We start from the raw sequence: 25,836 nt of genomic DNA, 5'->3' as shown, positions 1-25,836 counted from the left end.
CCAAAGTGTGTGGGAGTATGGTATAATATACAGGTAGGCGGGTAACATGGTGGGTCTTTGATCTGCTTTGATTTGCGCAAGGAGAGAGTGATTTTTTCCGAACGCATTTGCTTATCATGACAAAGGGAGAATTTAGTATGAACAAATCCAAGAAAATTTTGGGGAGTTTGATAGTGGTTACTCTGGCAGTGTCTATGACTGCCTGTGGTTTTGGAAAGAACGATGAACTGGAACCTGCTGAAGTGGTGACAGCGACGCCTACACCGTCACCGACACCTAAGCCCAAGGTGACAGCGACACCTACACCTACGCCGACACCTGTACCTGAGCTGGCGAATAAGACGGTCTATGCTAACGATAATGTGAATGTGCGCGCGAGCGCAGCCACAGACGGAGAGATCGTGGGGTCTTTGCAGCCAGGAGAAAGTGTGACTGCGCTGGATAATCCAAAAGATGGATGGGTGCGTATTCAACTGGATGGCGCCGATGGTTATGTGAAGGAAGAGTACATTACGCAGACTGCGCCGGAGGGCACAGCAGATACTGCTCAGAACAATACATCTGCGGCTTCTGGTACAGAGCAAAACGCTCAGAGCAGCACAACGCCTGCGACCAGTACAGCAAATGTGGACGAGAATGGGGTTCCCTACGGACCGAGCAGTAATTGGTCAGCCCATGCCACTGGGAATACGGATGCCCAGGGAACACCGATCTATGCGGATACTGGAAAGGTAGTCAGTGTATCGGGCAACACAATTACGATTGTCTCAGATGTTGACGGCGAGACGATCACCTATGCTCAGGAAGGACTGAATACCAATGGTACCAGTGTGGGAGAATCCGCCACAATTTTCTATTACGACACAGGCAAGATCATAGAGGTTCAGTAAACAAAAATTTCAGGGGTCGGTGTGACTTGGTAAGTTACACCGACCCCTGTTTGCGCGATAAGTCCGGCATGCAGCACCGCTTGCCGGTGGCACGCGTCTAGTACGAACTGTAGCGGATAGGGAAGAAGATCTTCCCCTATCCGATTTATTTTTCTTTATTGGCTTCCACTTCCGCCATCTTCATAGCACGCACTTTCAACGGCAGTCCGAATAAAGTTATGAAACCAGAAGCGTCGTGATGATCGTAGAGGTCTCCGGTGGTGAAGGAGGCCAAAGACTCACTGTACAGGCTGTACGGAGAGGAGGTTCCAGCTTTGATGATGTTGCCTTTATAGAGTTTGAATTTTACTTCTCCGGTTACATATTTCTGAGTGGACTCCACAAAAGCTTGAACTGCCTCGCGCAGAGGAGTGAACCATTTTCCTTCATATACGATCTGAGCCATCTTATTTCCCATGTCTTTTTTCACTTCCATGGTAGCGCGGTCCAAAACAAGTTCTTCCAGCTGGTCATGGGCTTCCATCAGAATCGTTCCACCAGGAGTCTCGTAGACGCCGCGGGATTTCATTCCAACCACACGGTTTTCTACGATATCTACGATGCCGATGCCGTGTTTTCCACCCAGCTTGTTCAACTCAGTGATGATTTCAGAGACTTTCATTGCTTTGCCGTTCAGAGTTTTTGGAACACCAGCCTCAAAAGTCATGGTCACGTACTCTGCCTCGTCAGGAGCTTTCTCCGGGGAAACACCCAGAACCAGCAGATGATCGTAGTTTGGTTCCTGAGCTGGATCTTCCAGCTCCAGTCCCTCATGGCTGATGTGCCACAGGTTACGGTCACGGCTGTAGCTGTTGTCTGCGGAGAACGGCAGATTGATTCCATGCTGTTTGCAGTATTCGATTTCATCTTCACGGGATTGCATGGTCCAAACGTCGGTCATACGCCATGGAGCGATAATTTTCAGGTCCGGAGCCAGAGCTTTAATACCCAACTCAAAACGAATTTGATCGTTTCCCTTTCCGGTCGCACCGTGGCAGATGGCAGAAGCCCCTTCTTTTCTGGCGATTTCCACCAGCTTTTTTGCGATTACCGGGCGTGCCATGGAAGTTCCCAGTAGGTATTTGTTCTCGTATACGGCACCTGCTTTTACGCAAGGCATGATGTAATCGTCGCAGAATTCATCAATAATATTTTCAATGTATAATTTAGAAGCGCCGGAAAGCTTTGCGCGCTCCTCCAATCCATCTAACTCTTCGCCCTGGCCGCAGTCAATGCAGCAGCAAATTACTTCGTAGTCAAAGTTTTCCTTTAACCATGGGATGATGGCGGTAGTGTCCAGGCCACCGGAATATGCCAAAATTACTTTTTCTTTCATGTCTATAGTCCTCCTCAATGACTGTTTTTATTATCTTTGAAAATCAGGTTCCAAGTTAATATACAACATTTCTAATAAATATGCAATAGGAAAATGAAAAAATATAAAAAGAAATGTCACAGAATCAGTTTGTGCACTGGGAGGAAGGCCAGCAAATAAGTCCAGGATACAGGAAAATAGACAGTAATATTGATAGGAAATAAAGGAGGACCTGGCAAAGAGAAAAAGTACTTGCATAATATTCGGACTGGATGTATAATTATACACACTTAACGCAGGAATATACAGAGACAGAGAGGAAGCCATTTTGTGTTATCGCAGTGGCGCGCAAAGTAGAATGTATCTTTCAAGATTAAAGGGTAAAGTTGAAGTAGGCATGTCCACTTTGTTTTGTAATAGGAAAGACCTTGTCACGCTAATGCGTGAAATCCCTTTCCTATTACAGAAACGCTCCGTTAGGGATGCGCACGCCGCAATAAGGTAGTGCACCGCAAGGCGGTGTTGCGGCGGCGCGCAAAGTGGGACTGCGCCCTCAAAGATTGAGGGGATGGAGGAGTTGAAGTAGGCTTGTCCACTTTGTTCCATCTGGCTCTTTACGAATGCGCAGGGATGTACTATGATAAGAAGAAAAAAGAGGACGGCTTACAGAACGAAGGGGCGCAAAAGGTTCTGTATCCGGACGGACGGAAAAAGAAATGAGGAGAAAGATTATGATAAAAGCAGGAATTATCGGAGCAACTGGCTATGCAGGTTCAGAACTGGTTCGGCTTTTGCTGGGACACAGTCAGGTGGAGATCAAATGGTTGGGCTCGAGAAGTTATGTGGGTCAGAAATACGCGGGAATTTATCAGAACTTTTTTCAGCTGATTGATGAGAAATGTTTGGATGACAATATGGAGGAGTTGGCGAGACAGGTGGATGTGATCTTTACGGCGACTCCCCAGGGTCTGTGCGCTTCATTAATCAATGAAGGAATTTTATCGCAGGCTAAGGTCGTGGATTTGAGCGCGGATTTCAGAATTAAAGATGTGAAAAAGTACGAGCAGTGGTATGGAATGGAACACAAATCCCCACAGTTTGTGGAGGAAGCGGTCTACGGTCTGTGCGAGATTAATCGGGAGGAGATTAAGAAGGCCCGGCTGATCGCGAATCCAGGCTGTTATCCCACCTGTTCGACGCTGTCCATTTATCCGTTGCTAAAGGAAGGGCTGATCGACCCGAATACCATCATCATCGACGCGAAGTCAGGGACCTCCGGGGCAGGCAGAGGAGCGAAGGTGGACAATCTGTACTGTGAAGTCAATGAAAATATCAAGGCATATGGGGTGGCTTCCCACCGTCACACGCCGGAGATCGAAGACCAGCTGGGGTACGCCTGCGGCAAAGAGGTTTTGATTAATTTCACCCCTCATCTGGTGCCTATGAACCGGGGAATTCTGGTTACAGCCTATGCGTCTTTAACGAAGGATGTGACTTACGAAGAGGTCAGGGCGGCCTATGACAAGTATTATGAGAAAGAGCAGTTCGTCCGTGTGATGGACAAAGATATTTGCCCTCAGACAAAATGGGTGGAGGGCAGCAACTATGTAGATGTGAATTTCAAGATTGATCCAAGGACAAAACGTGTCATTATGATGGGGGCTTTGGATAATGTGGTAAAAGGTGCTGCCGGGCAGGCAGTACAGAATATGAACCTGATGTTTGGCTTAAACGAGGCGGAGGGACTATATCAGATTCCCATGTGCCCGTAGACAGGAGAGGAAGAATGAGCATGAAAAAAACAGAAGGCGGAGTGACGGCGGCAAAAGGCTTTTTGGCTGCCTCCACAGCAGCCGGGATTAAGAAAAACGGTTCTATGGATATGGCGATGATTTACAGCGAGGTTCCCTGTGTGGCGGCAGGGACATTCACTACAAATGTGGTGAAAGCGGCACCTGTGAAATGGGACAGGAAGATCGTATACGATTACCCCACTGCTCAGGCAATAGTCTGCAACAGTGGAATCGCCAACGCCTGTACAGGGACTGAAGGATATAATTACTGTGAGAAGACTGCCCAGGCCGCGGGCGAGTGCTTGAATATTGAGAAGTACAGCGTGTTGGTGGCTTCCACAGGAGTGATCGGTCAGCAGCTTCCTATGGGGAAATTAGAGGCGGGAGTGCGCGCGATGGCGACGAAGCTGGACAACAGTCTGGTAGCAGGTACCGCGGCGGCTGAAGCGATTATGACCACAGATACCAGAAAAAAGGAGATTGCGGTGTCCGTGGAAATTGGAGGAAAAGAAGTCGTGATCGGCGGTATGTGCAAGGGTTCCGGAATGATTCATCCGAATATGTGTACCATGTTAAGTTTCGTCACCACAGATGCGGCGATTGACAAAGACCTGCTTCAGCAGGCGCTCAGTTCTAGTGTCCGGGACACTTATAATATGGTCTCTGTGGATGGGGATACTTCCACCAATGATACAGTGCTTCTGCTGGCTAATGGCTTGGCTCAGAACGAGAAGATTGTGGAAAAGGGAGAAGACTATGAGAAGTTTCTGGAGGCTCTCAATGAAGTCAACACCTATCTGGCGAAATGTATTGCCGGAGACGGAGAAGGAGCAACTGCTCTCTTTGAGGTGAAGATCATCGGCGCGAAAAGCAAGGAACAGGCGGCAGTGTTGAGTAAGTCTGTGGTGACTTCCAATCTGACGAAGGCGGCGATCTATGGACATGATGCAAACTGGGGAAGGATTCTGTGTGCCATGGGATATTCTGGGGCGCAGTTTGACCCTGAGAAGGTGGATCTTTTCTTTGAGAGTACGGCGGGTAGGATACAGATTATCGAAAATGGAGTGGCTTTGGACTATAGTGAAGAGGAAGCTACGAAGATTCTGTCAGAGGAGGTGGTTACTGCGGTGGCGGACATCAAGATGGGCGACTGTATGGCTACAGCCTGGGGCTGTGATCTGACCTATGACTATGTGAAGATCAATGCGGATTACCGTTCCTAGTACGGCGAATAATATTCGGACTATGCGGAATTTGAATTTATAAAAGAGTGGTCCATAAGGAGAGAGGAAAGAAAAATGGTAAATCAAAAATATCTGGATAAGGCTGAAGTACTTATTGAGGCATTGCCCTATATACAGCGTTTTAACAGAAAGATTGTAGTTGTAAAGTACGGCGGCAGTGCGATGATTGACCAGGAGCTGAAGGAAAATGTGATTAAGGATGTGGTGCTTCTGAAACTGGTAGGCTTTAAGCCGATCATCGTCCACGGCGGCGGAAAGGAGATCAGCCGTTGGGTAGGAAAAGTTGGAATGGAACCGCGATTTATCAATGGACTGCGTGTTACAGATGAAGCCACCATGGAGCTGGCAGAGATGGTGCTTGCAAAGGTGAACAAGGAATTAGTAACACTGGTGCAGTCCCTGGGAATTAAGGCAGTGGGAATCAGCGGAAAGGACGGAGGCCTTCTGCAAGTGGAGAAGAAATACTCCGACGGACAGGACATCGGCTATGTGGGAGAGGTGACCCAGGTTAATCCTAAGATTCTCTATGATCTGTTGGAAAAGGATTTTCTGCCTATTGTTTTTCCGGTGGGAACAGATGAGGAGTTTAAGACCTACAATATCAATGCAGATGATGCCGCTTGTGCGATTGCCGAGGCAGTGCACGCAGAAAAACTGGCATTTCTGTCCGACATTGAAGGCGTGTGCAGGGATGTCAATGACCCGAGCACGTTAATCTCGGAGCTTCATGTGCATGAGGCCGAGAAGCTGATCTCGGACGGCTATGTGGGCGGTGGAATGATACCGAAAATTAAGAACTGCATTGACGCCATTGAAAACGGGGTAAACCGGGTGCACATTCTGGACGGAAGAATCCCGCACAGCCTGCTGTTGGAGATCTTTACGAACAAAGGAATTGGAACTGCGATTTTAAGAGAAGACGGGGAGAAATATTATCATGAGAACTGAGAATCTAATGGAAGAGTCAGAGGTTAACATTCTGCATACCTATAACCGTTTTCCGGTGGTTTTGGACCGGGGCGAGGGCGTTTATCTGTACGATGTAGAGGGGAAAAAATACCTGGATTTTGCAGCGGGAATCGCCGTAAATGCGTTGGGATATCACTACCCAGGCTACGATGAGGCGCTGAAAGAACAGATAGACAAGCTGATGCATGTATCGAATCTGTACTACAATGAACCGGTCATCGAGGCCGGTGCCAAGCTGGTACTGGCCAGCCGTATGAGTAAGGTTTTTTTTACCAACAGTGGTACGGAGGCCATTGAAGGAGCGCTGAAGGCGGCGAAAAAGTATGCCTATACAAGAGACGGCCATGCGGGACATGAGATCATTGCCATGAACCATTCTTTCCACGGCAGGAGCATCGGAGCTTTGGCAGTGACTGGAACTGCTCATTACCGGGAGCCGTTTGAACCGCTGATGGGAGGTGTCAGGTTTGCGAATTTTAACGATCTGGAGAGCGTGAAAGCCCAGATCACAGACAGGACCTGCGCTATTATCACAGAGGTAGTCCAAGGCGAGGGGGGGATTTATCCGGCAGATCAGGAGTTTTTGGAAGGGCTGCGTCAAATCTGTGATGAGAAAGATATTGTGCTGATTTTTGATGAGATTCAGTGCGGAATGGGAAGGACCGGACATTATTTCGCGTGGCAAGGCTACGGCGTAAAGCCGGACGTGATGACCTGTGCAAAAGCCTTGGGAAGCGGCGTGCCGGTAGGGGCATTCGTGTTGAATGAAAAACTGGCGAAGTCGTCTTTGGAGCCGGGAGACCATGGCACTACTTATGGAGGAAATCCCCTGGTTTGCGCGGCAGTCAGCAAGGTGTTTCAGATCTTTGAGAGAGATATGATCTTAGCTCATGTGCAGGAGCTGACCCCGTATCTGGAAGGAAAACTGGATGAGATTGTGGATAACTATGACTGTGTGGCTGGACGGCGTGGAAAAGGTTTCATGCAAGGGCTGGTGATCCAGGACAGACCTGTGGGTGAGGTGATTAATCGGGCTCTGGAAAATGGCTTGTTGGTCATCAGCGCCGGAAGCGACGTGCTGCGTCTGGTGCCGCCGTTGGTGATTACGACAGAGCATGTGGATGAGATGATAGAAAAATTAAAGAAGAGTCTGGAATAGGGTAGACATTTTATAAAGAGAGAAAACCGCGGGACAGAGGAAGAGATATTTTCCTGTCCCGCGGCTTGTCATGTGCGATAAACTCGCAAGCGGCTGATGTGCTTGTACAGGTAGGCATTTGCTGTGGCTTTGTTGTTCATCTCAAAAGGGGCAGATTCCCGGTCAGTTTGTTTACTTTTTTCTTTGGGCCGCACAGAGTCAGTCCTAGGTATTGAAGAGAATCTACGGGGGATTTGGACATTTTTTCTATGAACTCCTCGTAGGTTTTGCAGCCCTGGGCCAGATCTGTAAAGTCTATGGCAGTAAGGGATGAGAATTCCGGGAGCAGAAGTTTTCGATAAATCTCCTGCATGTTTTCAGAGGAGCCTTTGAGAATAGGAACTGGGAATTCTATGATTCCAGGGCGGTAGCGCCCGTTTTTGTCTGCCACATCTGGACCCACAATCTGGGGTTTTTGTTTGCCCAGGGAGATTCCCATGATAGCGGCAGTGTTGGCAGCTACGCCGGCGGGTAGATTTTGGTTGATAATCATGACACATTTTTCATTTTTAGGATTCATTTCTTTTCACTCACTTTCTCGAAAATATCTTGGTACATACCTGGGACTCGGCCGATAAATGTGTGGAAGGTATTTGTAAAATGACTCTGATCTGAGAAGCCTGTCTGTATCGCGGCAGCAGGTGTGACTCCTTGTTTCAGTAGCTTTTTGGCTTTTGCGACGTGGACAGACAATAGATTACGATAGGGGGGATTTCCTTTGTATTTGTAAAGGCCCGCCGGAGAGTGGACTTGCTTAATCCAGCGAAATGATCCATCTGTTCCAGATAGATATGTTCTGCGTATTGGCTGCGGATAAAGCCACAGGACAGTTTGACTTCTCTGGTCTTGAGAAGAGATTCTAAATTTTCACAAGAGAGCACGCTCTCCATTTTCCATATAACCAATGACATAGTGTTCATGAAAATGATCGGGAAAAGGCTGGATGACGCCCTGGAAGCAATAGGCTTCTAAAGATCATTATCTATCGCGGCAGACAGTGCGCATTTTTTTCATGTTTACCTTCCTTTATTATATAACGTAAATGTTCCGCAGGATTCCTTTTTATTTTAGTGGTTCTAGGGTAAAATGTCTTGTAAAATATCTTCATTTTGGTATGATATTTTTAACAACCAAAGAGCTCTTTTCGGTCAGGGCGGGAGAGGGAAGATGAAATATGGAGGTGTTTGGATGAACTCAATAAAAGTCGCGTTGCTTCAGACCCATGTGTCTGAGAAAAAAGAGGAAAATCTGTCTGTGGTTCGAGAAAAGCTGCGGGCGCTTCGGGCGGAAAAGCCGGATTTGGTAACGCTGCCGGAGATGTTTAACTGTCCGTATCAGACCGACCAGTTTCCGGTCTACGCGGAGCCGCAGGGTGGTGAGAGCTGGCAGGCTCTAAGCTGCATGGCGAAGGAGGAAGGGATTTATCTAGCAGCTGGGTCTGTCCCGGAGGTGGATGAAGAAGGAAAGGTGTACAACACGGCCTATGTCTTTGACCGACAGGGAAGACAGATCGCAAAGCATAGGAAAATGCACTTGTTCGATATCAATGTGACGGGAGGTCAGTATTTTAAGGAGTCAGACACACTGACGGCAGGGGATGCCATAACCGTGTTTGATACGGAGTTCGGCAGGATGGGAATCTGCATCTGTTTTGATATACGTTTCCCGGAGCTGTCAAGATTGATGGCGCAGGAGGGCGCGAGGCTGATTTTGATTCCTGGGGCTTTCAACATGACCACAGGGCCCGCTCATTGGGAACTTTCCTTTAGGGCCAGAGCTTTGGATAACCAGGTGTATATGTTGGGGACGGCGCCAGCCAGAGATGAGAAGAGCAGCTATACTTCCTGGGGACATTCCATCGTTGTGAATCCTTGGGGGGAGGTGCAGGCACAGTTAGACGAGAAGGAGGGGTGTCTGGTTCAGGAACTGAACCTGGATGAGATTGACCGCATCCGCCGAGACCTGCCACTTTTGTCCAGCCGTCGGCTGGATTTGTATCAGCTCCGGGGACGGAGATAGTCGGTTGATACGAAAAACCGCCGTTATGATGTTATCCATAGCGGCGGTATACATATTTGAGTTTATATCGTTGTCTCTACAATGTTTGCCTTTTACGTTCTTATAAGTTTAATAGGTATTTCACAAATTCTTTTGGCTTTTCAATATGGATACCATGTCCACAATCAAAACGAACGATTTTGCAGTTGCCAATTAGCTCCGAAACTCTTTTCGAATCATCGTCATTTAACGCAGCCATCAATATTCCGTCAGAGTTGATATTTGTTTGGGCTTTCATAAAAATTGTTTTACAGCTAATTTTTCTCAAAATATCTTCATGCAGAATTCCACAATGAAAACTGTCGGTATAAAATGCCTCTCCGAATAGAGGATCATAATGATTCATACCCTGAAAACCTGCTAATGCGGCCTTCGGCCAAAACAGTACTTTCAAATCTTTTGAAGGGTGCTTTGTGCGATAGGCTGCCGCCATTTTTACTAATTTGCCTTTTACTTTATCTCTCGAATGTTCAGGGAATAAATTCCATGCGTATTGATTGCAAAAATAGTAAAGTACAAAGTCACTTTTTTCTTCCTGTGAAATGTATGTATGACATACTGTTGATAGGTCAATATAATTGAAGGTACTTTTTCTGCGTTCTCCCTGAGAAGCGAAAAAAGGAGGGTCTTCTAATATCAGCATTTCACAAAGTTCTGTTTCTGCGGCAATATATGCGGCAATCAAACCACCGGAAGAATGTCCCAGCAGCCACACCTTTTGACCGATTTCATTTTCAATAAAATCTATTATCGCATGACTGATAGATTTTATATTATATTCTTCGGGATTATGCAGGCTGCCGCCGTGACCGTAACAGTCAACGGAATAGATATGAAATTTTTTTGAAAGCTGTTTAGCTACATTCGCATAGCTCTGTCCATCTACACCTTGAGCGTGAATGAAAACCAAAGGCTGAAAACGGTTTTCAACTTCATAGTATTTCAATCGTATACCTTGATTTTCATAAATTTTTTCTTTCATTATTAGTACTCCTTGCTGCATAATGATTTTTTAATCCCTGATAAGCGTCGGTAAGTGCCTTGTCAATAAATTCAATATCCCATTCAAGATAATTGGTTGCTATCATTGTCGCGATACCGTGAACATACAGCCATAGTTCCAAATGAAAAAAGTATGCTTTATCCTCATCAATACCTAAATTTTTCATAATGAGATTTAGCATTGGACGCATTTCTTCACGGTTTTCTTCTATCTTTTCCCCTGTTCTGTCACGCATAAAAAGCAGTTTGAATAGTTCCTTTTCTTCTTTTGCAAACTGAATATATGCGATACCGCTTGCTTTATAAGGCGGGTATTTCCCGTCTGTCATACCTTTTTGGATATAGGAATGATACAGCATATATGCGGCAGATAGGACCTCGTTTTGTACTTCTTCCATATTTTGAAATAAGCCAAAGATAGGCTTAGAGGACGAGCCAAGTTCTGCCGCTAAACCTCTTGCGGTTAATCCTGCAATCCCATTTTTTCTCGTGACATCTAAAGCGGCAGTTATGATTTGTTCTCTTGTAAACTTGAATTTAGGCGGCATGGTCCTTCTCTTTCCTATGTTTAAAAAACTATTGTTGCGCAACTTATGTTTCTTATTGTACTTGTTTATCAGATAGGTGTCAATCCCCCTCTGATAAACGCTCCGCGAGGATGCGCAGGGATTCAAAGATGAATGATGTCGGCGAATGCCGATCTGAATCCCGCGCCAAGGCTCGCGAGTAAGTCTTGAATTTGACTTGTTGAAGGTTACGGTAAACAAGAGAATAGACAACGTTTTCTGGGGTGAAAAGGTTTTTAATCCTACCCGTCATAATTTGGGTTCTATGCGTTACATTTTTTGAGTTTAAACTATTCCCTGTTACAATTCAGGCTGTCAATATCCCGCGAAATGTGTTACTGCTCACGAACTGCAAGTGAGTGAACAGTAACTATTTCCTCATATGACTGAAAGAAAGGTCTTGACAAATAGTGGATGAATAAAGTATAATATCTAAAAAGTTAGTAATAACTAACTTAAGCAAGATAAGATTAAAGGAGGTTTTCACAAATGGCGATGATTCATAAGGAGATCAGTGATTTTACTGTTCAGGCGTATTTAAACAATGAGTTTAAAACGGTTACGAAAGAGGATATTCTGGGAAAATGGAGCGTATTTTTCTTCTATCCGGCGGATTTCACCTTTGTGTGCCCCACGGAGCTGGAAGATTTAGCGAATAAATATGAGGAATTTAAAGAGATCGGTTGTGAGATTTATTCGGTTTCCTGCGATACACATTTTGTCCACAAAGCTTGGCATGACGCTTCGGAGCGGATTCAGAAGATTCAGTATCCGATGCTGGCGGACCCGACTCATGCATTGGCGAAGGACTTTGAAGTTTACATCGAGGAAAGCGGTGTGGCGGAGAGAGGAAGCTTCATTGTGAATCCACAGGGACAGATTGTGGCTTATGAGGTGATTGCAGGAAATGTGGGAAGAAATGCGGACGAGCTTTTGCGCCGCGTGCAGGCCAGCCAGTTTGTGGCAGAACACGGAGACGAGGTGTGCCCGGCCAAATGGCAGCCAGGCGCCGACACTCTGAAACCAAGTCTCGATCTGGTGGGGCAGCTGTAATCTATGGACGATAACTTGAAAAATTTTTATGATGTCGTGGTGATCGGCGGAGGCCCGGCCGGGCTGACGGCAGCGCTGTATTTGGCCAGGGCCCGCTACCGAGTCCTGGTGGTGGAGAAAGATCATTTTGGTGGCCAGATCACGATTACTTCTGAGGTGGTGAACTATCCCGGAGTGGAGAGAACCTCAGGCACTGCGCTCACAGATACCATGAGAAAACAAGCCCAGAGTTTCGGAGCGGAATTTCTACTGGCGGAGGTGGAAGGGCTGATGCTAAACGGCGATGTGAAGGCAGTAAAGACCAGCCGAGGAGAGTTGCAGTGCTTTGGGGTGCTGCTGGCTACCGGAGCTCATCCCAGAATGGTAGGTTTCAAAGGTGAAGAAGAGTTTCGAGGACACGGAGTGGCATACTGTGCTACCTGTGACGGAGAGTTTTTCACAGGCAAGGAGGTCTTTGTGGTGGGAGGCGGCTTTGTCGCTGCGGAAGAGAGTGTTTTTCTGACAAAATATGCCCGCCATGTAACGATTCTCATCCGAGAGGAGGATTTTACCTGTGCAAAGACCACCGCACAGCTCGCGAGGGACCATGAGAAGATCACGATTCTGACTAACACCCAGGTGGAAGAGGTCGCAGGAGATTCTTCTTTGACATATCTGCGCTATAAAAACACGAAGACCGGACAGGTGACGGAGTACCGTTCGGCAGAAGGGGAGACCTTCGGCGTCTTTGTTTTTGCCGGATATGCGCCGGCCACAGAACTGATACGAGGGCTGGCAGAATTGAATGAACAAGGCTATGTCATCACGGACCGTAGCCAGAGGACGGATGTAGAAGGACTCTACGCGGCGGGAGATGTGTGTGTGAAACCGCTGCGCCAGGTAGTTACCGCAGTGGGAGAGGGAGCCCTGGCTGCCACTGAGTTGGAGAAATACGCAGCGGCGATGCAGTGTAAGACTGGAATCTATCCGGTGATAGAGAAGGCTATAACGGGCAGCAGCGAGGAGAAAGAGCAGTCCGCGGGCGGTCTGTTTACCGCGGATATGCTGGCGCAGCTGAACACAGTCTTTGAAAAGATGGAATCGAAGCTGAGACTGAGGCTTTTCTTAGATGATACCGGTATTTCTAGGGAACTGTGTCAATATATGGAGGAGCTTTGTGCACTGACGAACAAGCTGTCTGTGGAGCAGGCGGAGAATGCAGAGCCGTCCATGGCGCTTCCCTGCGTGCAAGTGTGCCGTGAGGACGGTAGCTGCACAGGACTGGCCTTTCACGGAGTCCCAGGAGGACATGAATTCACCTCCTTTGTGCTGGGACTGTACAATGCGGCCGGGCCGGGACAGGCTCTCGACGAAGATACGAAGGCCGGGATTCAGGCCATCGGCCGGAGAGTGGACATGAAGGTTCTGGTTTCTTTGTCCTGTACGATGTGTCCGGAGCTGGTGACCGCTGCTCAGAAGATCGCGGCAGAGAATCCGAATGTGACGGCGGAGATCTATGATTTGAACCATTATCCGGATTTGAGAGAAAAATACCAGGTCATGAGTGTTCCGTGCCTGGTCATCAATGACAGCCAGGTGACATTTGGAAAGAAGAATGTCCGCCAGCTGCTGGAATTGTTGAAAGATTAAATTGAAAAAGGAGCCGAAGAGCATTCAGTCCTGTGTATTCCACCTCTACATTTGAGGAGATTACACGGGCCGCCTCTTCGGTTTCATTTTTGTGTGTCCGGCGATCGGCTGCCACGTCCGTAGGAGCAGTTTTTTGCTCCATTTTGGTCCGTGCTAGACGCGTGCCACCGGCACGCAGCATCACTTGCTGGACAGCAAACAGCAATCGGAGTTCTTAATAGATCAAAGGGGGCGATGATGATAATGTAGGTGTCCTCCAGTTAGAGAATTCATCTGGGAGATATGTTAAAGAGAGTTTTCTTTGGACATTTTACTAAGAACAGTAAGGGGGGGACGATGTTTCCTTCGGATATGAGGGGGGGATAAGCAGGAAGGACCAGCAGAGATAGTTTTGAAAAAACTAAATTTTGCGATACCGGAGAGAAAGACAGCGGCAATTGTGGGGCCGTCTGGCAGTAGAAAGACGACTCTGCGCAGGCGGATCGCTCGTTTTTACGATGTAAGTCAGGGCAGTATCACAGTCGTCGGGATAAAGGTGAGAAAATTTACTTGCGACAGCCTGCTGAAAAATATCAGCATGGTGTTTTAGAATGTCTATCTTTTCCGGGATACCATTCGCAACAACATTCTTTTTGGAAATCTCAAGGCTAAGGAGGAAGAGGTGATTCAGGCTGCAAGGGCGGCTCAGCGTCATGAATTTATTATGGCGCTACCCCAGGGCTATGATATCTTGGTAGGAGAAGGAGGTTCTTCACTGTTCGGCGGAGAAAAGCAGAGAATCTCCATAGCGAGAGCGATTTTAAAGGACGCGCTGATTGTAATTTAGACGAGGCGACCTCCAGTATAGATCCTGAGAATGAGCATCTGATTCAAGAGGCGCTTTCTGCGCTGACTTGCGGCAAGTCGATTATCACGATCGCTCACAGATTGGCTACGATTGAAAACGCAGATCAGATTCTGGTGCTTGACAATCAGACAGTGGCCAAAAAAGGAACCCACCAGGAGCTGATGGCTCAGGCGGGTACCTATCGGGACTTTGTGAGAATACGAGAAGAAGTGGAGGGGGACTTTCATAATCACAAATCTTCCAGAACCTTTTGAAAGACCTGATTGTAGGACTGTCCGGTTTTTTGGGCAATGTTTGCAACATCCTGATATTCCGGCTTTACTTTTTCAATGCCGTAACCGGTATAGTGTTTGAGGCGCACCTTGCCCTCCGGGAATTCTTTTTCCGTAAAATAGTAGTCCAGCGTGTAGCGGTCATAGAGCAGTTTTCGAACCCCGGCGGTGGTGGTGTGTGTGAGAAGAAGACGGGCCATGTCATCGGCCTGTTCCTCCCGGCAGGAGACACACAGCAGCGTGCCAGGGCGGTTTTTCTTCATCTGAATCGCCATAGTAAAGACATCCAAAGCTCCGACTTCCAGCAGAAGCTCCTGGGCGTAGCCGACGGCTTCCGGAGACATGTCGTCTAAAGAACAGCGAAGTTCCGCAATTCGTTGACTGGAATTGTGCACCTGTGTCTCCTCCTGCCAAAAAGCGCGTAGGATGTTGGCAGCTTCCAGTTCCTTGGTGCCGAGCCCGCAGCCGATTCGGTCGTACCGGACAAGAGGGGAAGGGGTGAACTCGTCTACGAAATAGCGCATAAGTGCGGCACCGGTAGGTGTGCACAGCTCGCCAGAGATGTCCTGGCTGTAGAAGGGAATTCCCTTCAGTAAAAGGGCGGTGGCAGGTGCGGGCACGGGGAGAATGCCGTGAGCGCAGCGAACCTGGCCGCTTCCCACGTGGATGGGGGAGGCGATGATTCTGTCTGGGGCTAGTTCCTCTATCAGCATACAGGTTCCCACAATGTCTGCAACTGCATCCAACTGTCCCACCTCATGAAAATGAATCAGCTCCACGGTTCTTCCGTGTACGGCGGCCTCAGCCTCAGCCAAAAGCTGATAGATTTCCAGGGCTTTTTTTTGGACAGTCGACGAAACTTTCAAGGATGAAATGATTTCCTGAACAGAGGCCAATGTGCTGTGACTGTGATGTCCGTGGTGTGGGTCAGGATGTACGTGATCATGGGGGCCATGGTGCGGGTCAGGATGTACGTGATCGTGGGGGCCATGGTGTGGGTCAGGATGTACGTGATCGTGGGGGCCATGGTGCGGGTCAGGATGTACGTGATCATGGGGCTCATGATGTGGGTCAGGGTGCACATGATCGTGAGGTTCGTGTTTCAGATATCCATGGAGGGTGTCTGGACATACGGGTGTTCCGGGAAGGTCTTCACTGTGCTCTTCCTGACCATGTATATAGATGGAAACATGAGTGCCTGAAATCTGGCAGCGGGTTTCACGTCTCCACTCCGCTCTCATATGAGGGATTCCTATCTCATTGAATTTTTGAATCCATTGATTTTTGTCGGGAATCAGGTCCAGCAGGGTTCCCAGCATCATATCGCCGGAAACTCCCATTTTACATTCTAAGTAAAGTGTTCTCATCAGTCGTCTCCTTTTCTGGGTGTCAGGTCCAGTAATACTTCCTTAAAGTGTGGCAAAAGTAGTTCTCGGATCTGATTTTTTTGTCGCAAAGCCTGGGGAAATTGTGACTCCAGAAGTTGGAGCCTTGCGCAGCCGTCCAACAGGCGAATGCGGAAATCCCGGTAGCCCAAATGGGCCAGGGACTGTTCACAGGTTTCTATTTTGTTCAAAAGATTACCGGTAATTCTGGTGCCTGTAGGAATTCTGGTGGCCAGGCAGGCATAGGAAGGTTTGTCATAAGTGAAAAGTCCTGCTTCCTTGGAAAGCTGGCGGATGGTCTGCTTAGTCAGGCCGCACTCCCTTAGCGGAGAGAGGACTTGTAGCTCAGTGAGAGCTTTCATCCCGGGACGGTCGTCTGTCTGGTCTGAGGCGTTGGTTCCGTCAAAGACCAGGGTATAGCCGTCTCTTTTTGCCTGGGAGGTCAGAGCTGTGAACAGTGCTTTTTTACAGAAATAGCAACGGTCCGCAGGATTGGATATGATTACCTCTCTGTCTAGAATATCCAGTGAAAGTACCTTTAGAGGGGCGCTCAGTTCTTCTGCGAGCCTGAGTGCGTCATCCAGCTCAAATTGAGGCTGGAAAGGTGTTTTTATGAAATAAGCAGTCAGTTGGCAGTGGTTTTTCATCGCTGCGTACAGCAGATAGGCCGAATCCACACCGCCGGAGAAAGCGAGGGCAAAGGGCGGACTTTTTTGAAGATATTCGTATAGTGATCGTGTCATAAAAGCTGCTCCTTTCAAAGCTTTTGGCCTCAGTTTAACAAAAAAGGTGTTTCTGTGCAAGTTTAGAAAGGTTTTACTTGTACTCTGGCCCGGAAAGGACTAAGATAGTTAACATAACAGACACAAGAAAAGAACAGCCTCACAGGGCTGCCGTCTATACGGCCGGAGGCGGTGAAATTGTGGTCATAGATGGTGTGAAAAATGGACAGGAGGAAGAAAAATGAAGGTATTAGCAGTGATAGATATGCAGAATGATTTTGTAGATGGAGCTCTGGGAACTGCGGAGGCAGAAGGAATAGTGGAAGATGTGAGAAGTAAAATCCGCAGATACCAGGAACAGGATGAATGTATTGTCTATACCAGAGACACTCATCAGACGGATTACCTGAACACACAGGAAGGCCAGAGGCTGCCGGTGGAACACTGTATTTCAGGCAGCAAAGGCTGGGAAATCGCAGAGGGCCTGTATGTGGATGGGGCGAAGGTGATTGATAAGCCAGCATTCGGTTCACTGAAGCTGGCCGAGTATCTCGGCACCCTTGGCGGAATCGAGCAGATTGAGCTGGTGGGGCTGTGCACGGACATCTGTGTAATCTCCAATGCCATGATCTTAAAGGCAAAATTTCCGGAGGTCAGAATTGTGGTGGACAGCCGCTGCTGTGCGGGAGTGACGCCAGAGACGCATGAGAACGCTCTGAAGGCCATGAAGGTATGTCAGATTGATGTGATTTGAAGTTTTTTTGAACTGGGGAAAGTAAATGCTGACGAAGAAAAAGAAGGAGAGGCTGTATGGATTTTCAGTACAATTTAGCGCAATGGCTGCTGTTTTTTTATATATATTGTTTTTTTGGCTGGTGTATCGAGTCTGCCTATGTGTCAATTCATAAGAAGAAGTTTGTAAACCGGGGGTTTATGCGGGGGCCGTTTCTGCCTTTGTATGGTTCAGGGGCGGTTATGATGTTGTTTGTCACAATACCTGTGAGAGACAGTCTAGTTTTGACTTATATTTTTGGAGCGATAGGCGCGACAATTTTGGAGTATATTACCGGGGCGTGCATGGAAGCGTTGTTCAAGGTGAGATACTGGGATTACAGTGATAAGCCTTTTAACATCCACGGCTATGTATGTCTGGGAACCACACTAGCCTGGGGGCTACTGACGATTCTCATGGTTCGGTTCATCCATGAACCTGTGGAACATCTGATCCTCTCACTGAATCAGACGCTTCAGGACGTGCTGGCCACGGTTCTTACGATCTATGTGACTTCTGATATGGCATTGTCCTTCAAGGCGGCTTTGGATATCCGTACAATGCTGGAGAAGATGACCAAAGTAAAAGAGGAGATGGAAAAGGTTCAAGGAAGGCTGGATGCGATCATCGCCTTTGCAGGGCCTAGGGTTTCACAAGAGGCTGAGAGATTTCAGGTGAAATATCGTGTCAATGAGATTTTGCAGGATATTAAGACGCGATTGGATATTCTGCAACCTAAAGACGGTGGCAGTGATGTGAATTTAAGGGAAGTGGCGGAACAGTTCCGGGAAGAAATTGAGCAGCTGAAGAATAAATATATCGTGGTTCGTGAGCGTCGTAGCAGTCTGCGTGAGCGTCTGGGTTTTTACAAGAGAAGTATGCTGAAATCACATCCGAGTATCACCTCACGGAAGTTCGCGGACGCACTCCAAGAGCTGAAAGAGATTGCCCAGGAGAAGAGAAAGAAGAAATAGGAGGTAGCCTATGGGAAACATCATTTATTTAATTTTGTCATGGGGAGCTGCTTTGCTGTTTGTCTTGATTGGGATTTATGCGAGGCAAAGGAAAAAGCCTATGTGGTTTTGGTCTGGCATAGAAGTACCTGAGTCGAAGGTCAGAGATGTCAAGGCGTACAATCGGGCGAACGCGAAGATGTGGTGTGTTTTTTCTATTCCGTTCTGGGTAAGCGGAGTTGTAGAATTTTTTTTGCCGCTTTTCTCGGTTGTAATGCTGGTACTGGCCGGTACGCTGGGGCTGGCTCTCATAGTCTGGTATTACCACAAAATTGAGGAGAAATACATTGTGAAATAAGCAAAGCAGCGTTCACAAATGGAGATGCACAAAGCAGGCTGTATTCTTCAGAAGGGAGGAGAATGTGTTATGTTTGGATTTGGGGAAAAAGAAAAAAAGTCTTTATGGATTATGTCTGGGGATGTCGTGGAGATTATCAAATCAGATTATGATAACGATATGGCATTTACTCTGATTGAATTTTTATACAACGGCCAAAAATACAGGATGGGTTCTTGTGTTCTTCCTGCCAATGAGGAGGAAAAGAAGGAAAATATATACTTTGTTTTTCAGGATGAAGTATATAAGGACTTTGGAGAATTTCAGGCAAAATGCTGTATAGACGGCAAAAAAATTTCAGATTTGGAGATGCCCATTGAGATCATCAAAGCAGGCATCATTGACGGGGAAGCTCTGCTGAGAACTCCTTGGGGAGATACCCGGCTGGCCCAAAAAGCCCTCAAAAAATAAGGTTATCCCGTTTCGATGAGGTGCACAGTAATTTTCCACGACTATTCACCACGCGGCGAATAAGGCCAAACATTCGGTGCAGGCTTGCAGAGGATGTTTGGCCTTATTCGGTGTATGGTGTTAACCATAGGTGGGACCTAGACGCGTTTCATTTCCAGGCAGTTAGCATAGAGAGCTTAGCTGTTCAGGCTTTGCAGTGTCTTGAGTGTGCCGTCAAAATTTTTTTTGTGCCAGTTTGACGCAGTTAAGCCCCCAAATGTCAAAAAGCCTGCTGAGCGGAAATCGCTTAATTCTTTTTGTTGTGTAGACAAAGTGATGGTGTCTGTGTCTGTTGTGATGGAAATGAGATAATTCAATAGATCTTCTTTGACAGATACTGTCTGAATTGTGGAGTAAGGAAGCTGCAAAGCGATTTCTCTTTTCAACCCTGCTGTGATTGTGCTAAAAGGCAGGAAAATTAGTTCGCTTTTGCAGAGCTGTAAAACATAATATTCCAGACTGAAAAACTGAGCAATTTTGGCGCTTAGATTTTCGGGAGCGTATTTTACGATAATTCCTTTGTCTTCGATTGGTTCAAAGCCTGCTTCTTTGATGATGTTGAATACCTTTTTTTCACTTGCCATCTGTGACGTCCTCCTAGAAATAATTTATATAGATCATTATATATTTTTTTTGGGGGGGGGTAAGCAAGCTATTTATTCTGTAATAAGAAAGACCTTGTCACGCTAATGCGTGACAAGGTCTTTCTTATTACAGAGACGTTCCGTTAAAGATGCATACGCCGCGATGAGGTAGTGCACCGCAAGATAGTGTTGCGGCAGCGCGCAAAGTGGGACCCGCCCCTCAAAGATTGAGAGGATGGGAGAGTTGAAGTGGGCTTGCCTACTTTGTTATTTTGTTTTTTCTAGGTTCAGCAGAGCCTGTTTTTTGTCAATCCCTCCGGCGTATCCTGTAAGGCTGCCATTTGCTCCGACGACGCGGTGACAGGGCACGAGGATAGAAATTTTGTTGTGGCCTACAGCGCCGCCGACTGCCTGGGCAGATAAATGAGGAAGGCCCTTTTTGGCGGCGAGTTGTCTAGCAATCTGACCGTAAGTGACAGTCTGTCCGTAGGGAATGGTACAGAGAATTTCCCAGACTTCTCGCTGAAAGGCCGTTCCTGCAAGGTGCAGTGGTACAGAAAAATCTGGTTCTTTTCCTGAAAAATAGACGGTGAGCCAGCTCTTTGCTTTTTCCAAGAGCGGAGTTTTTAGCTCACGGTGTTCTGTATCCAGGCCGTCAGCGAAGTATTTTTGCCCTTCAAACCACAAACCGGTCAGGCCGAGATCGTCTGATGCCAGAAGTATGCGGCCAATAGGGGAGTGATAATAACTGGTATACTGCATTTTCTACCTCCTGAGTGTTTTGTTATAGGAACGACTAGGAATATTTTTTGCGGTGGGACTTTCGAAAATATTAAACGGGTCAACGTCAATACAGTTATGTTCGTCACGATTTCTGGTAAGCTCCCATGCAATGGAATGATTCATCACAGTCAGTGTTTTCGGAAAGACATCATTGTCTGTGATTTTTTAAAGATACTGACTTTTTGAATTAATGGTTTTACGTCGTATAGTCGTATGCTTCCATCATTCACATAAGCGCAAACGATAAAATCTTCACCTGCCACAGCCAGCAGTACTTCAGGGAACAAATGTCTATAATCCAAATCGTTATTTTTTATGTTATTGGAAAGACCTTGTCACGCTAATGCGTGAAAGCTCTTTCCAATAACATAAATGTTCCGCTAAGGATGCGCATGCCGCAATAAGGTAGTTCACCGCAAAGCGGTGTTGCGGCGGCACGTAAAGTGAGCTGCGCCCCTCAAAGATTGAGGGGATGGGAAAACTGAAGTGGACTTGCCCACTTTGTTCCTAGTATTGTCTCTTCGCGATATTAGTGGGTTAAATTTGTTTAACGGTTTATTATCTTTCGCAAGTTCCCAATTTTGCATTAGCTCATTGTTGCGAATTTCCGCCCACGCAGGGACAAATTTTAGCTGATGGTGCGGCAAAACCTTTTATTATGAACGGAACAATGTTTCGGCTCCATTTCCAGGTGACAGATTTGATTCTTAGAATGTCTTTATTATACCACATGTATGGATGGATAGCGACAGTTAGATGGACTACTTTGGGGTTAGGCGATGCGGTGGTGAAATTTCCCTGATTGGAATAACTGACTTCCATGGCGATTTCGGTTATGGACGGGTCGGTCTCTGTCAGCATTTTCACAGCGGTATTCATTGGAGTTGTTCAGATTTTCATTCCGTTAATCGGTGTGATGGTACCGTTGGTGGGGGACTCTCATGCTGGGGATGGGGTGTTGGTGTGTTTTTACCAGGCTGTTATTTGGGTTGTATGCGTATTTGGTCAGCGGCTTGGTTAGAGGTCTGCTGGAGCGTAGAATTAAAAAAAGCACTTTGAGTGGGCAGGTATCGCGTGATGCAGTACTATATTCTGATTTTGGACGCGATTCGGTTGGTTTTGTTTCTGGTGGATAAAAGATGGAGAGGGGCTGTCATCTACGTGGCCGTATTCGGCGGCAGTCTGCGGCTGGAGAGGGGAGCGTGGCTCCTTGTATTGACGCAGAAATCTGTGTCTGAGGTTACAGGGATGGTGGAGTATGCAAATCCGAGCAAATTTGCCGTGGTGTTCCTAGCGGCAATTCGGAAAAGCAGCTATGGAATTTCGAAGGTATCAGGTATTGGAGGATGGCCGAAGGCTATAAGGGAAACTGCCTGCCTTCTGTGTCCAGCGTGTAGTTTTTCTCATACAGAAGCTGGGACAGAGGGACCGCCTGATAGTTTTTCTTTTCCAGGATTGTGAGAAGACTGTCTAGGGCCTTGGGCGTGTACTTAGCGCCGACATGAAAATAGAGGATTGCACCGCTGCCAAATTGAGGGTGATTTAAAATTGTGTCGATAACGGCGTCTTCTCCCTGGTCTTTCCAGTCCAGGGAATCCACGTTCCAGGTGACTGTGGTGAGGCCACAGTCGGAAGCTGAGCGTATCACTTCATTGTTGTAGGTTCCGTAGGGAGGGCGGAAGAGCTTTGGGCGGATGCCGGTCAGTTCTTGGATTTTGTCGCTGGTAGTTCTAAGTTCCAGCAGGATTTCCTGACGGTTCAGGGAAGTGAAATCTTGGTAATGATCGCCGAGAACTCCTAGCTGATGTCCAGCTTTGGCGATCTGAGCGGTCTCGTTTGGATACCGGTCTGTCCAGGTGCCTGTGAGGAAGAAGGTTGCCTTGACTTGGTGAGAGTCCAGGATTTCCAGGAGGTTGGACAGCTCCAGACAGTTGCCGGCGGCGCTGAAGGTCAAGGAAAGCCTGGAATCAGATCTTTCAACGCTGGTGACGGGCAGTTCCATACCCGTCGCGTTGGCGCTGACAGAGACCATATCAGGCAGATAGCGGATGGCGCAGGCTGTGAGTATTAGCGAGAAAATCCACAGCAGGGAAGAGAAGATATGTTTTTTCACAATTCACACTCCATGAAAGCTTGTTTACACAGTATATGACAGGAATGGAGCGGCTATGCGGTGGATAGAAACGAAAAGCCTCTAAAAATATCTTGACATTTGAAAAAAGGGAGCATATAATTATAAAAAATTTCATCAGGATAAACCGATGAAGCGGAGATCAAAGCAATTATGCGCGCACAGAGAGTCCGGGAAGGTGAGAGCCGGGCCGAGATGCAGGTTGCCAAATGGACCGCGGAGGGCACAGTCAAAGGGGAAACCTGAGTATTCTGTGACGTGAAGGCATACGTCAGTTGCCAGGGATATGATAGTATCTTAGCAAGTGCGCAGAGAGTGTTCTCTGCGAATCAAGGTGGCACCGCGGAGTGGATTTTCACCCGTCCTTGACAGAAGTTATTTTCTGTCGAGGGCGGGTTTTCTTTTGTGTAATAAATAGTAAGAACTTACCATGCTAATGCACGAAAGTTCCCTCTTATTACACAAACGTTCCGCTAAGGAAGCGCACGCAGCAATGGGGAATTTCACCGTAAAGAAATGTTGCGGCGGCGCGCAAAGTGGGACGCGGCCCTCAAAGCTTGGGGGAAAGGGGGAGTTGAAGTAGACTTGCCCACTTTGTACAGAGGTGTGTTATGGTACGAATGCCGAACAGTGGCCAGCGGTCAGAACAGGAGGAGACCAAAATGATTCCAGAGCTGAAAGAAATTCGAGAGATTGCAAAAAAAGCAGATTATGGGCGGATTCCGGTGAAAAAGGAGATTTATGCGGACCGGTATACCCCCATAGAGGTGATGCGGACGCTGCGGGCGGCCAGCAGACACTGTTATCTGCTGGAAAGTGCCCATAAGGATGAAAAGTGGGGGCGGTATTCCTTTTTGGGATACTCGCCAACCCTGGAATTCACCTGCACAGACGGCAGGATGAGGATACGTTGGCTGTCGGAAGACCTGGTGACAGGGGAAGAGGAAATTTGTACAGGGACTCCCAACGACAGAATCCGGGAGATTTTGAAAAAGTATAAAAGTCCGAGATTAGAAGGCTTTCCCCCGTTTACCGGAGGGCTGGTGGGATATTTTTCTTATGACTACCTGAAATACGCGGAGCCGTCTTTGAGAGAGAAAAATTTAAAGGGGGATTCTTTTCGGGATGTGGATTTGATGTTGTTTGACAAGGTGATTGTGTTCGATCATTATCGTCAAAAGCTTCTGCTGATCGCTGGAGTAGATCCGCAGGATGCGAAAAGCTCCTATGAGAAAACGGCAAAGGAGCTGGAAGAACTGGAACGGCTGTTAAACAGCGGCGCAAGAGCGGATTTTAAACCGCTGCGGCTGGAAGACGAACTAAAGCCCGTCTATTCCAAAGAACGGTTTCAAGAGATGGTAAAGAGGGCAAAGTACTATATCCGCGAAGGGGATATTTTCCAGGTGGTACTCTCTAACCCACTACGGGCAAAGGCCCAGGGGAGCCTTTTTGATACTTACCGGGTGTTGAGGACCTCCAACCCATCTCCATATATGTTTTACTTTTCCAGTGACGATATCGAGGTAGCGGGCGCGTCACCGGAGACGCTGGTGAAGCTGGAAGATGGGATTTTGCATACCTTTCCTTTGGCGGGAACACGGCCCCGTGGTGAGACAGAACAAGAGGATAAGGCTCTGGAGAGAGAACTTCTGGCCGATGAGAAAGAACTGGCGGAGCACAACATGCTGGTGGACCTGGGCAGAAATGACCTGGGGAAGATCAGTCGGCTGGGGAGTGTAAAGGTGGAACAGTATCTGGGAATCGAGAAATTTTCTCATGTGATGCACATCGGTTCCACAGTAAAGGGACAGATCCGCCAGGACCGGGACGCACTGGACGCGGTCAGTGCGGTTCTGCCGGCAGGGACGCTCTCAGGAGCGCCCAAAATTCGGGCCTGCCAGATCATTCAGGAGCTGGAACAGGAAAAACGGGGAATCTACGGAGGCGCCATCGGCTATCTGGATTTCACTGGAAATCTGGATGTGTGCATTTCTATCCGTCTGGCCTACAAGAAAAATGGAAAGGTATGCGTGCAGTCGGGGGCTGGTATCGTGGCTGACAGTGTTCCGGAGCGGGAATTTGCCGAGTGTACGAATAAGGCGAAGGCAGTGGTACAGGCGCTGAGAGAGGCAGAAGGAGGCGGCTTATGATCTTATTGATTGATAACTATGACAGTTTTGTCTATAACCTGTATCAAATGGCAGGCAGTGTCTATGAAAAGCTGAAAGGCGGCAGTCAGGAAGAATTGATTGTGGTGAGAAGAAACGATGCAGTCACCATAGGAGAAATCGAGCAAATGGGGCCAAAGGCTCTGATTCTGTCGCCGGGGCCAGGAAGACCGGAGCAGGCTGGCATCTGTCAGGAGGCGATTGTGCATTTCGCCGGAAAGATACCAATCTTGGGGGTGTGTCTGGGACATCAGGCGATCTGCCAGGTGTATGGCGCAAAGATTACCTACGCGAAGGAGCTGATGCATGGCAAGACTTCGGAAATTCAGGCGGACACAGGCAGTCTTTTGTTCAGGGGACTGGAAAATCCAGTGACGGTGGCCAGATACCATTCGCTGGCAGCGGAGAGTCTGCCGGAAGAACTGAAGGCGACGGCTATGACCAATGAGGGAGAGGTCATGGCGGTGGAACACCGAAAGTATCCCATCTATGGGGTACAATTTCATCCGGAGTCAGTGATGACACCTCAGGGAGCAAAGATGATTGAGAACTTTCTTTTGGCTGGCGAAAAGCGGCCGTTAGGATGGAAATAAAAGCGATTCTAAGAGTATAAAAT

At 47.6% G+C, this 25,836-nt stretch carries 25 protein-coding genes and 1 pseudogene; 17 read left to right on the top strand and 9 right to left on the bottom strand.

Annotated features, from left to right (window positions below; all coding sequences use genetic code 11):
* The first annotated feature begins 137 nt into the window (after window positions 1–137).
* Window positions 138–890, top strand: a complete 753-nt coding sequence (locus tag BLHYD_RS14595) for an SH3 domain-containing protein (protein ID WP_021844958.1) — start codon at window positions 138–140, stop codon at window positions 888–890.
* Window positions 891–1,035: 145 nt separating this feature from the next.
* On the opposite strand, the gene BLHYD_RS14590 is transcribed toward BLHYD_RS14595, so the two are convergent.
* Window positions 1,036–2,265 carry an argininosuccinate synthase gene (locus BLHYD_RS14590; protein ID WP_005951154.1) on the bottom strand — a complete coding sequence of 410 codons (1,230 nt, stop codon included), beginning with the start codon at window positions 2,263–2,265 and terminating at the stop codon, window positions 1,036–1,038.
* A 710-nt stretch (window positions 2,266–2,975) separates the two neighbouring features.
* Between BLHYD_RS14590 and argC the strand changes: the two genes are divergently transcribed.
* From argC to BLHYD_RS14570, 4 genes are all read left to right on the top strand, one after another.
* The gene (gene argC, locus BLHYD_RS14585; RefSeq protein WP_021844960.1) at window positions 2,976–4,016 is read left to right on the top strand and encodes an N-acetyl-gamma-glutamyl-phosphate reductase; all 1,041 of its coding nucleotides are present in this window, start codon (window positions 2,976–2,978) and stop codon (window positions 4,014–4,016) included.
* A 20-nt stretch (window positions 4,017–4,036) separates the two neighbouring features.
* On the top strand, window positions 4,037–5,260 hold the full coding sequence (gene argJ / locus BLHYD_RS14580; RefSeq protein WP_040350859.1) for a bifunctional glutamate N-acetyltransferase/amino-acid acetyltransferase ArgJ: 1,224 nt from the start codon (window positions 4,037–4,039) through the stop codon (window positions 5,258–5,260).
* 75 nt (window positions 5,261–5,335) lie between these two features.
* The gene (gene argB, locus BLHYD_RS14575; RefSeq protein WP_005951162.1) at window positions 5,336–6,229 is read left to right on the top strand and encodes an acetylglutamate kinase; all 894 of its coding nucleotides are present in this window, start codon (window positions 5,336–5,338) and stop codon (window positions 6,227–6,229) included.
* Entirely contained in the window at window positions 6,219–7,409 is a 1,191-nt protein-coding gene (locus tag BLHYD_RS14570) for an aspartate aminotransferase family protein (RefSeq protein WP_005951164.1), read from the top strand. The genes argB and BLHYD_RS14570 overlap by 11 nt, the downstream gene beginning before the upstream one ends.
* A 136-nt stretch (window positions 7,410–7,545) precedes the next feature.
* Here the strand turns inward: BLHYD_RS14570 and BLHYD_RS14565 are convergent, their stop codons facing one another.
* Entirely contained in the window at window positions 7,546–7,968 is a 423-nt protein-coding gene (locus BLHYD_RS14565; protein WP_005951166.1) for a DUF2000 domain-containing protein, read from the bottom strand.
* Window positions 7,969–8,636: 668 nt separating this feature from the next.
* Here BLHYD_RS14565 and BLHYD_RS14560 point away from each other — a divergent pair.
* The gene (locus BLHYD_RS14560; protein ID WP_040350860.1) at window positions 8,637–9,467 is read left to right on the top strand and encodes a carbon-nitrogen hydrolase family protein; all 831 of its coding nucleotides are present in this window, start codon (window positions 8,637–8,639) and stop codon (window positions 9,465–9,467) included.
* 100 nt (window positions 9,468–9,567) lie between these two features.
* On the opposite strand, the gene BLHYD_RS14555 is transcribed toward BLHYD_RS14560, so the two are convergent.
* Both BLHYD_RS14555 and BLHYD_RS14550 read right to left on the bottom strand, forming a co-directional pair.
* Window positions 9,568–10,488: an alpha/beta fold hydrolase gene (locus BLHYD_RS14555; protein WP_005951174.1), complete on the bottom strand. Its 921-nt coding sequence runs from the start codon at window positions 10,486–10,488 to the stop codon at window positions 9,568–9,570.
* Window positions 10,469–11,056 carry a TetR/AcrR family transcriptional regulator gene (locus tag BLHYD_RS14550; RefSeq protein WP_005951176.1) on the bottom strand — a complete coding sequence of 196 codons (588 nt, stop codon included), beginning with the start codon at window positions 11,054–11,056 and terminating at the stop codon, window positions 10,469–10,471. The genes BLHYD_RS14555 and BLHYD_RS14550 overlap by 20 nt, the downstream gene beginning before the upstream one ends.
* Window positions 11,057–11,563: 507 nt before the next feature.
* Here BLHYD_RS14550 and ahpC point away from each other — a divergent pair.
* The 3 genes and pseudogenes from ahpC to BLHYD_RS17450 all read left to right on the top strand — a co-directional run.
* Window positions 11,564–12,127, top strand: coding sequence for an alkyl hydroperoxide reductase subunit C (ahpC, locus tag BLHYD_RS14545; protein ID WP_005951178.1), 564 nt, complete (start codon window positions 11,564–11,566; stop codon window positions 12,125–12,127).
* Between the two features lie 3 nt (window positions 12,128–12,130).
* Window positions 12,131–13,756, top strand: a complete 1,626-nt coding sequence (locus tag BLHYD_RS14540) for an FAD-dependent oxidoreductase (RefSeq protein WP_005951180.1) — start codon at window positions 12,131–12,133, stop codon at window positions 13,754–13,756.
* Between the two features lie 385 nt (window positions 13,757–14,141).
* Window positions 14,142–14,857: pseudogene (locus BLHYD_RS17450) on the top strand (ABC transporter ATP-binding protein); the annotation flags it as partial.
* Here BLHYD_RS17450 and larC read toward each other — a convergent pair.
* A complete protein-coding gene (gene larC, locus BLHYD_RS14530; protein WP_040350779.1) occupies window positions 14,833–16,242 on the bottom strand; it encodes a nickel pincer cofactor biosynthesis protein LarC in 1,410 nt (469 codons plus the stop codon). The pseudogene BLHYD_RS17450 and the gene larC overlap by 25 nt on opposite strands.
* Window positions 16,242–17,003: an ATP-dependent sacrificial sulfur transferase LarE gene (gene larE / locus BLHYD_RS14525; protein ID WP_040350780.1), complete on the bottom strand. Its 762-nt coding sequence runs from the start codon at window positions 17,001–17,003 to the stop codon at window positions 16,242–16,244. The genes larC and larE overlap by 1 nt, the downstream gene beginning before the upstream one ends.
* 220 nt (window positions 17,004–17,223) lie before the next feature.
* Here larE and BLHYD_RS14520 point away from each other — a divergent pair, with 220 nt between their 5' ends.
* The 4 genes from BLHYD_RS14520 (at window position 17,224) to BLHYD_RS14505 (ending at window position 19,515) form a co-directional block, all read left to right on the top strand.
* The gene (locus BLHYD_RS14520) at window positions 17,224–17,736 is read left to right on the top strand and encodes a cysteine hydrolase family protein (RefSeq protein WP_005951196.1); all 513 of its coding nucleotides are present in this window, start codon (window positions 17,224–17,226) and stop codon (window positions 17,734–17,736) included.
* A gap of 56 nt (window positions 17,737–17,792) precedes the next feature.
* Window positions 17,793–18,728, top strand: coding sequence for a putative ABC transporter permease (locus BLHYD_RS14515; protein WP_021844969.1), 936 nt, complete (start codon window positions 17,793–17,795; stop codon window positions 18,726–18,728).
* A gap of 10 nt (window positions 18,729–18,738) precedes the next feature.
* Window positions 18,739–19,065: a hypothetical protein gene (locus BLHYD_RS14510; protein ID WP_005951202.1), complete on the top strand. Its 327-nt coding sequence runs from the start codon at window positions 18,739–18,741 to the stop codon at window positions 19,063–19,065.
* 69 nt (window positions 19,066–19,134) lie between these two features.
* A complete protein-coding gene (locus tag BLHYD_RS14505) occupies window positions 19,135–19,515 on the top strand; it encodes a hypothetical protein (RefSeq protein ID WP_040350862.1) in 381 nt (126 codons plus the stop codon).
* Window positions 19,516–19,691: 176 nt separating this feature from the next.
* Here BLHYD_RS14505 and BLHYD_RS14500 read toward each other — a convergent pair whose 3' ends face one another.
* Together BLHYD_RS14500 and BLHYD_RS14495 are read right to left on the bottom strand one after the other, a co-directional pair.
* Window positions 19,692–20,138: a hypothetical protein gene (locus BLHYD_RS14500; protein ID WP_005951206.1), complete on the bottom strand. Its 447-nt coding sequence runs from the start codon at window positions 20,136–20,138 to the stop codon at window positions 19,692–19,694.
* Between the two features lie 267 nt (window positions 20,139–20,405).
* Entirely contained in the window at window positions 20,406–20,900 is a 495-nt protein-coding gene (locus BLHYD_RS14495; RefSeq protein ID WP_005951208.1) for a methylated-DNA--[protein]-cysteine S-methyltransferase, read from the bottom strand.
* An 841-nt stretch (window positions 20,901–21,741) separates the two neighbouring features.
* On the opposite strand from BLHYD_RS14495, the gene BLHYD_RS14485 reads away from it, so the two are divergent.
* Together BLHYD_RS14485 and BLHYD_RS14480 are read left to right on the top strand one after the other, a co-directional pair.
* On the top strand, window positions 21,742–21,942 hold the full coding sequence (locus tag BLHYD_RS14485) for a hypothetical protein (RefSeq protein ID WP_005951212.1): 201 nt from the start codon (window positions 21,742–21,744) through the stop codon (window positions 21,940–21,942).
* A 56-nt stretch (window positions 21,943–21,998) separates the two neighbouring features.
* Complete coding sequence (locus tag BLHYD_RS14480; RefSeq protein WP_021844973.1) at window positions 21,999–22,382, top strand: hypothetical protein; 384 nt, start codon at window positions 21,999–22,001, stop codon at window positions 22,380–22,382.
* Here BLHYD_RS14480 and BLHYD_RS14475 read toward each other — a convergent pair.
* The gene (locus BLHYD_RS14475; RefSeq protein ID WP_021844974.1) at window positions 22,279–23,034 is read right to left on the bottom strand and encodes a polysaccharide deacetylase family protein; all 756 of its coding nucleotides are present in this window, start codon (window positions 23,032–23,034) and stop codon (window positions 22,279–22,281) included. The genes BLHYD_RS14480 and BLHYD_RS14475 overlap by 104 nt on opposite strands.
* 680 nt (window positions 23,035–23,714) lie before the next feature.
* On the opposite strand from BLHYD_RS14475, the gene trpE reads away from it, so the two are divergent.
* Both trpE and BLHYD_RS14465 read left to right on the top strand, forming a co-directional pair.
* The gene (gene trpE, locus BLHYD_RS14470; protein WP_040350782.1) at window positions 23,715–25,202 is read left to right on the top strand and encodes an anthranilate synthase component I; all 1,488 of its coding nucleotides are present in this window, start codon (window positions 23,715–23,717) and stop codon (window positions 25,200–25,202) included.
* Window positions 25,199–25,813: an anthranilate synthase component II gene (locus BLHYD_RS14465; RefSeq protein ID WP_005951221.1), complete on the top strand. Its 615-nt coding sequence runs from the start codon at window positions 25,199–25,201 to the stop codon at window positions 25,811–25,813. Before trpE ends, BLHYD_RS14465 begins: the two co-directional genes overlap by 4 nt.
* Window positions 25,814–25,836 lie beyond the last annotated feature (23 nt).

This window comes from Blautia hydrogenotrophica DSM 10507, from assembly GCF_034356035.1.
GTDB lineage: Bacteria > Bacillota > Clostridia > Lachnospirales > Lachnospiraceae > Blautia_A > Blautia_A hydrogenotrophica.
This window is presented reverse-complemented; position numbering and strand designations above follow the sequence as displayed.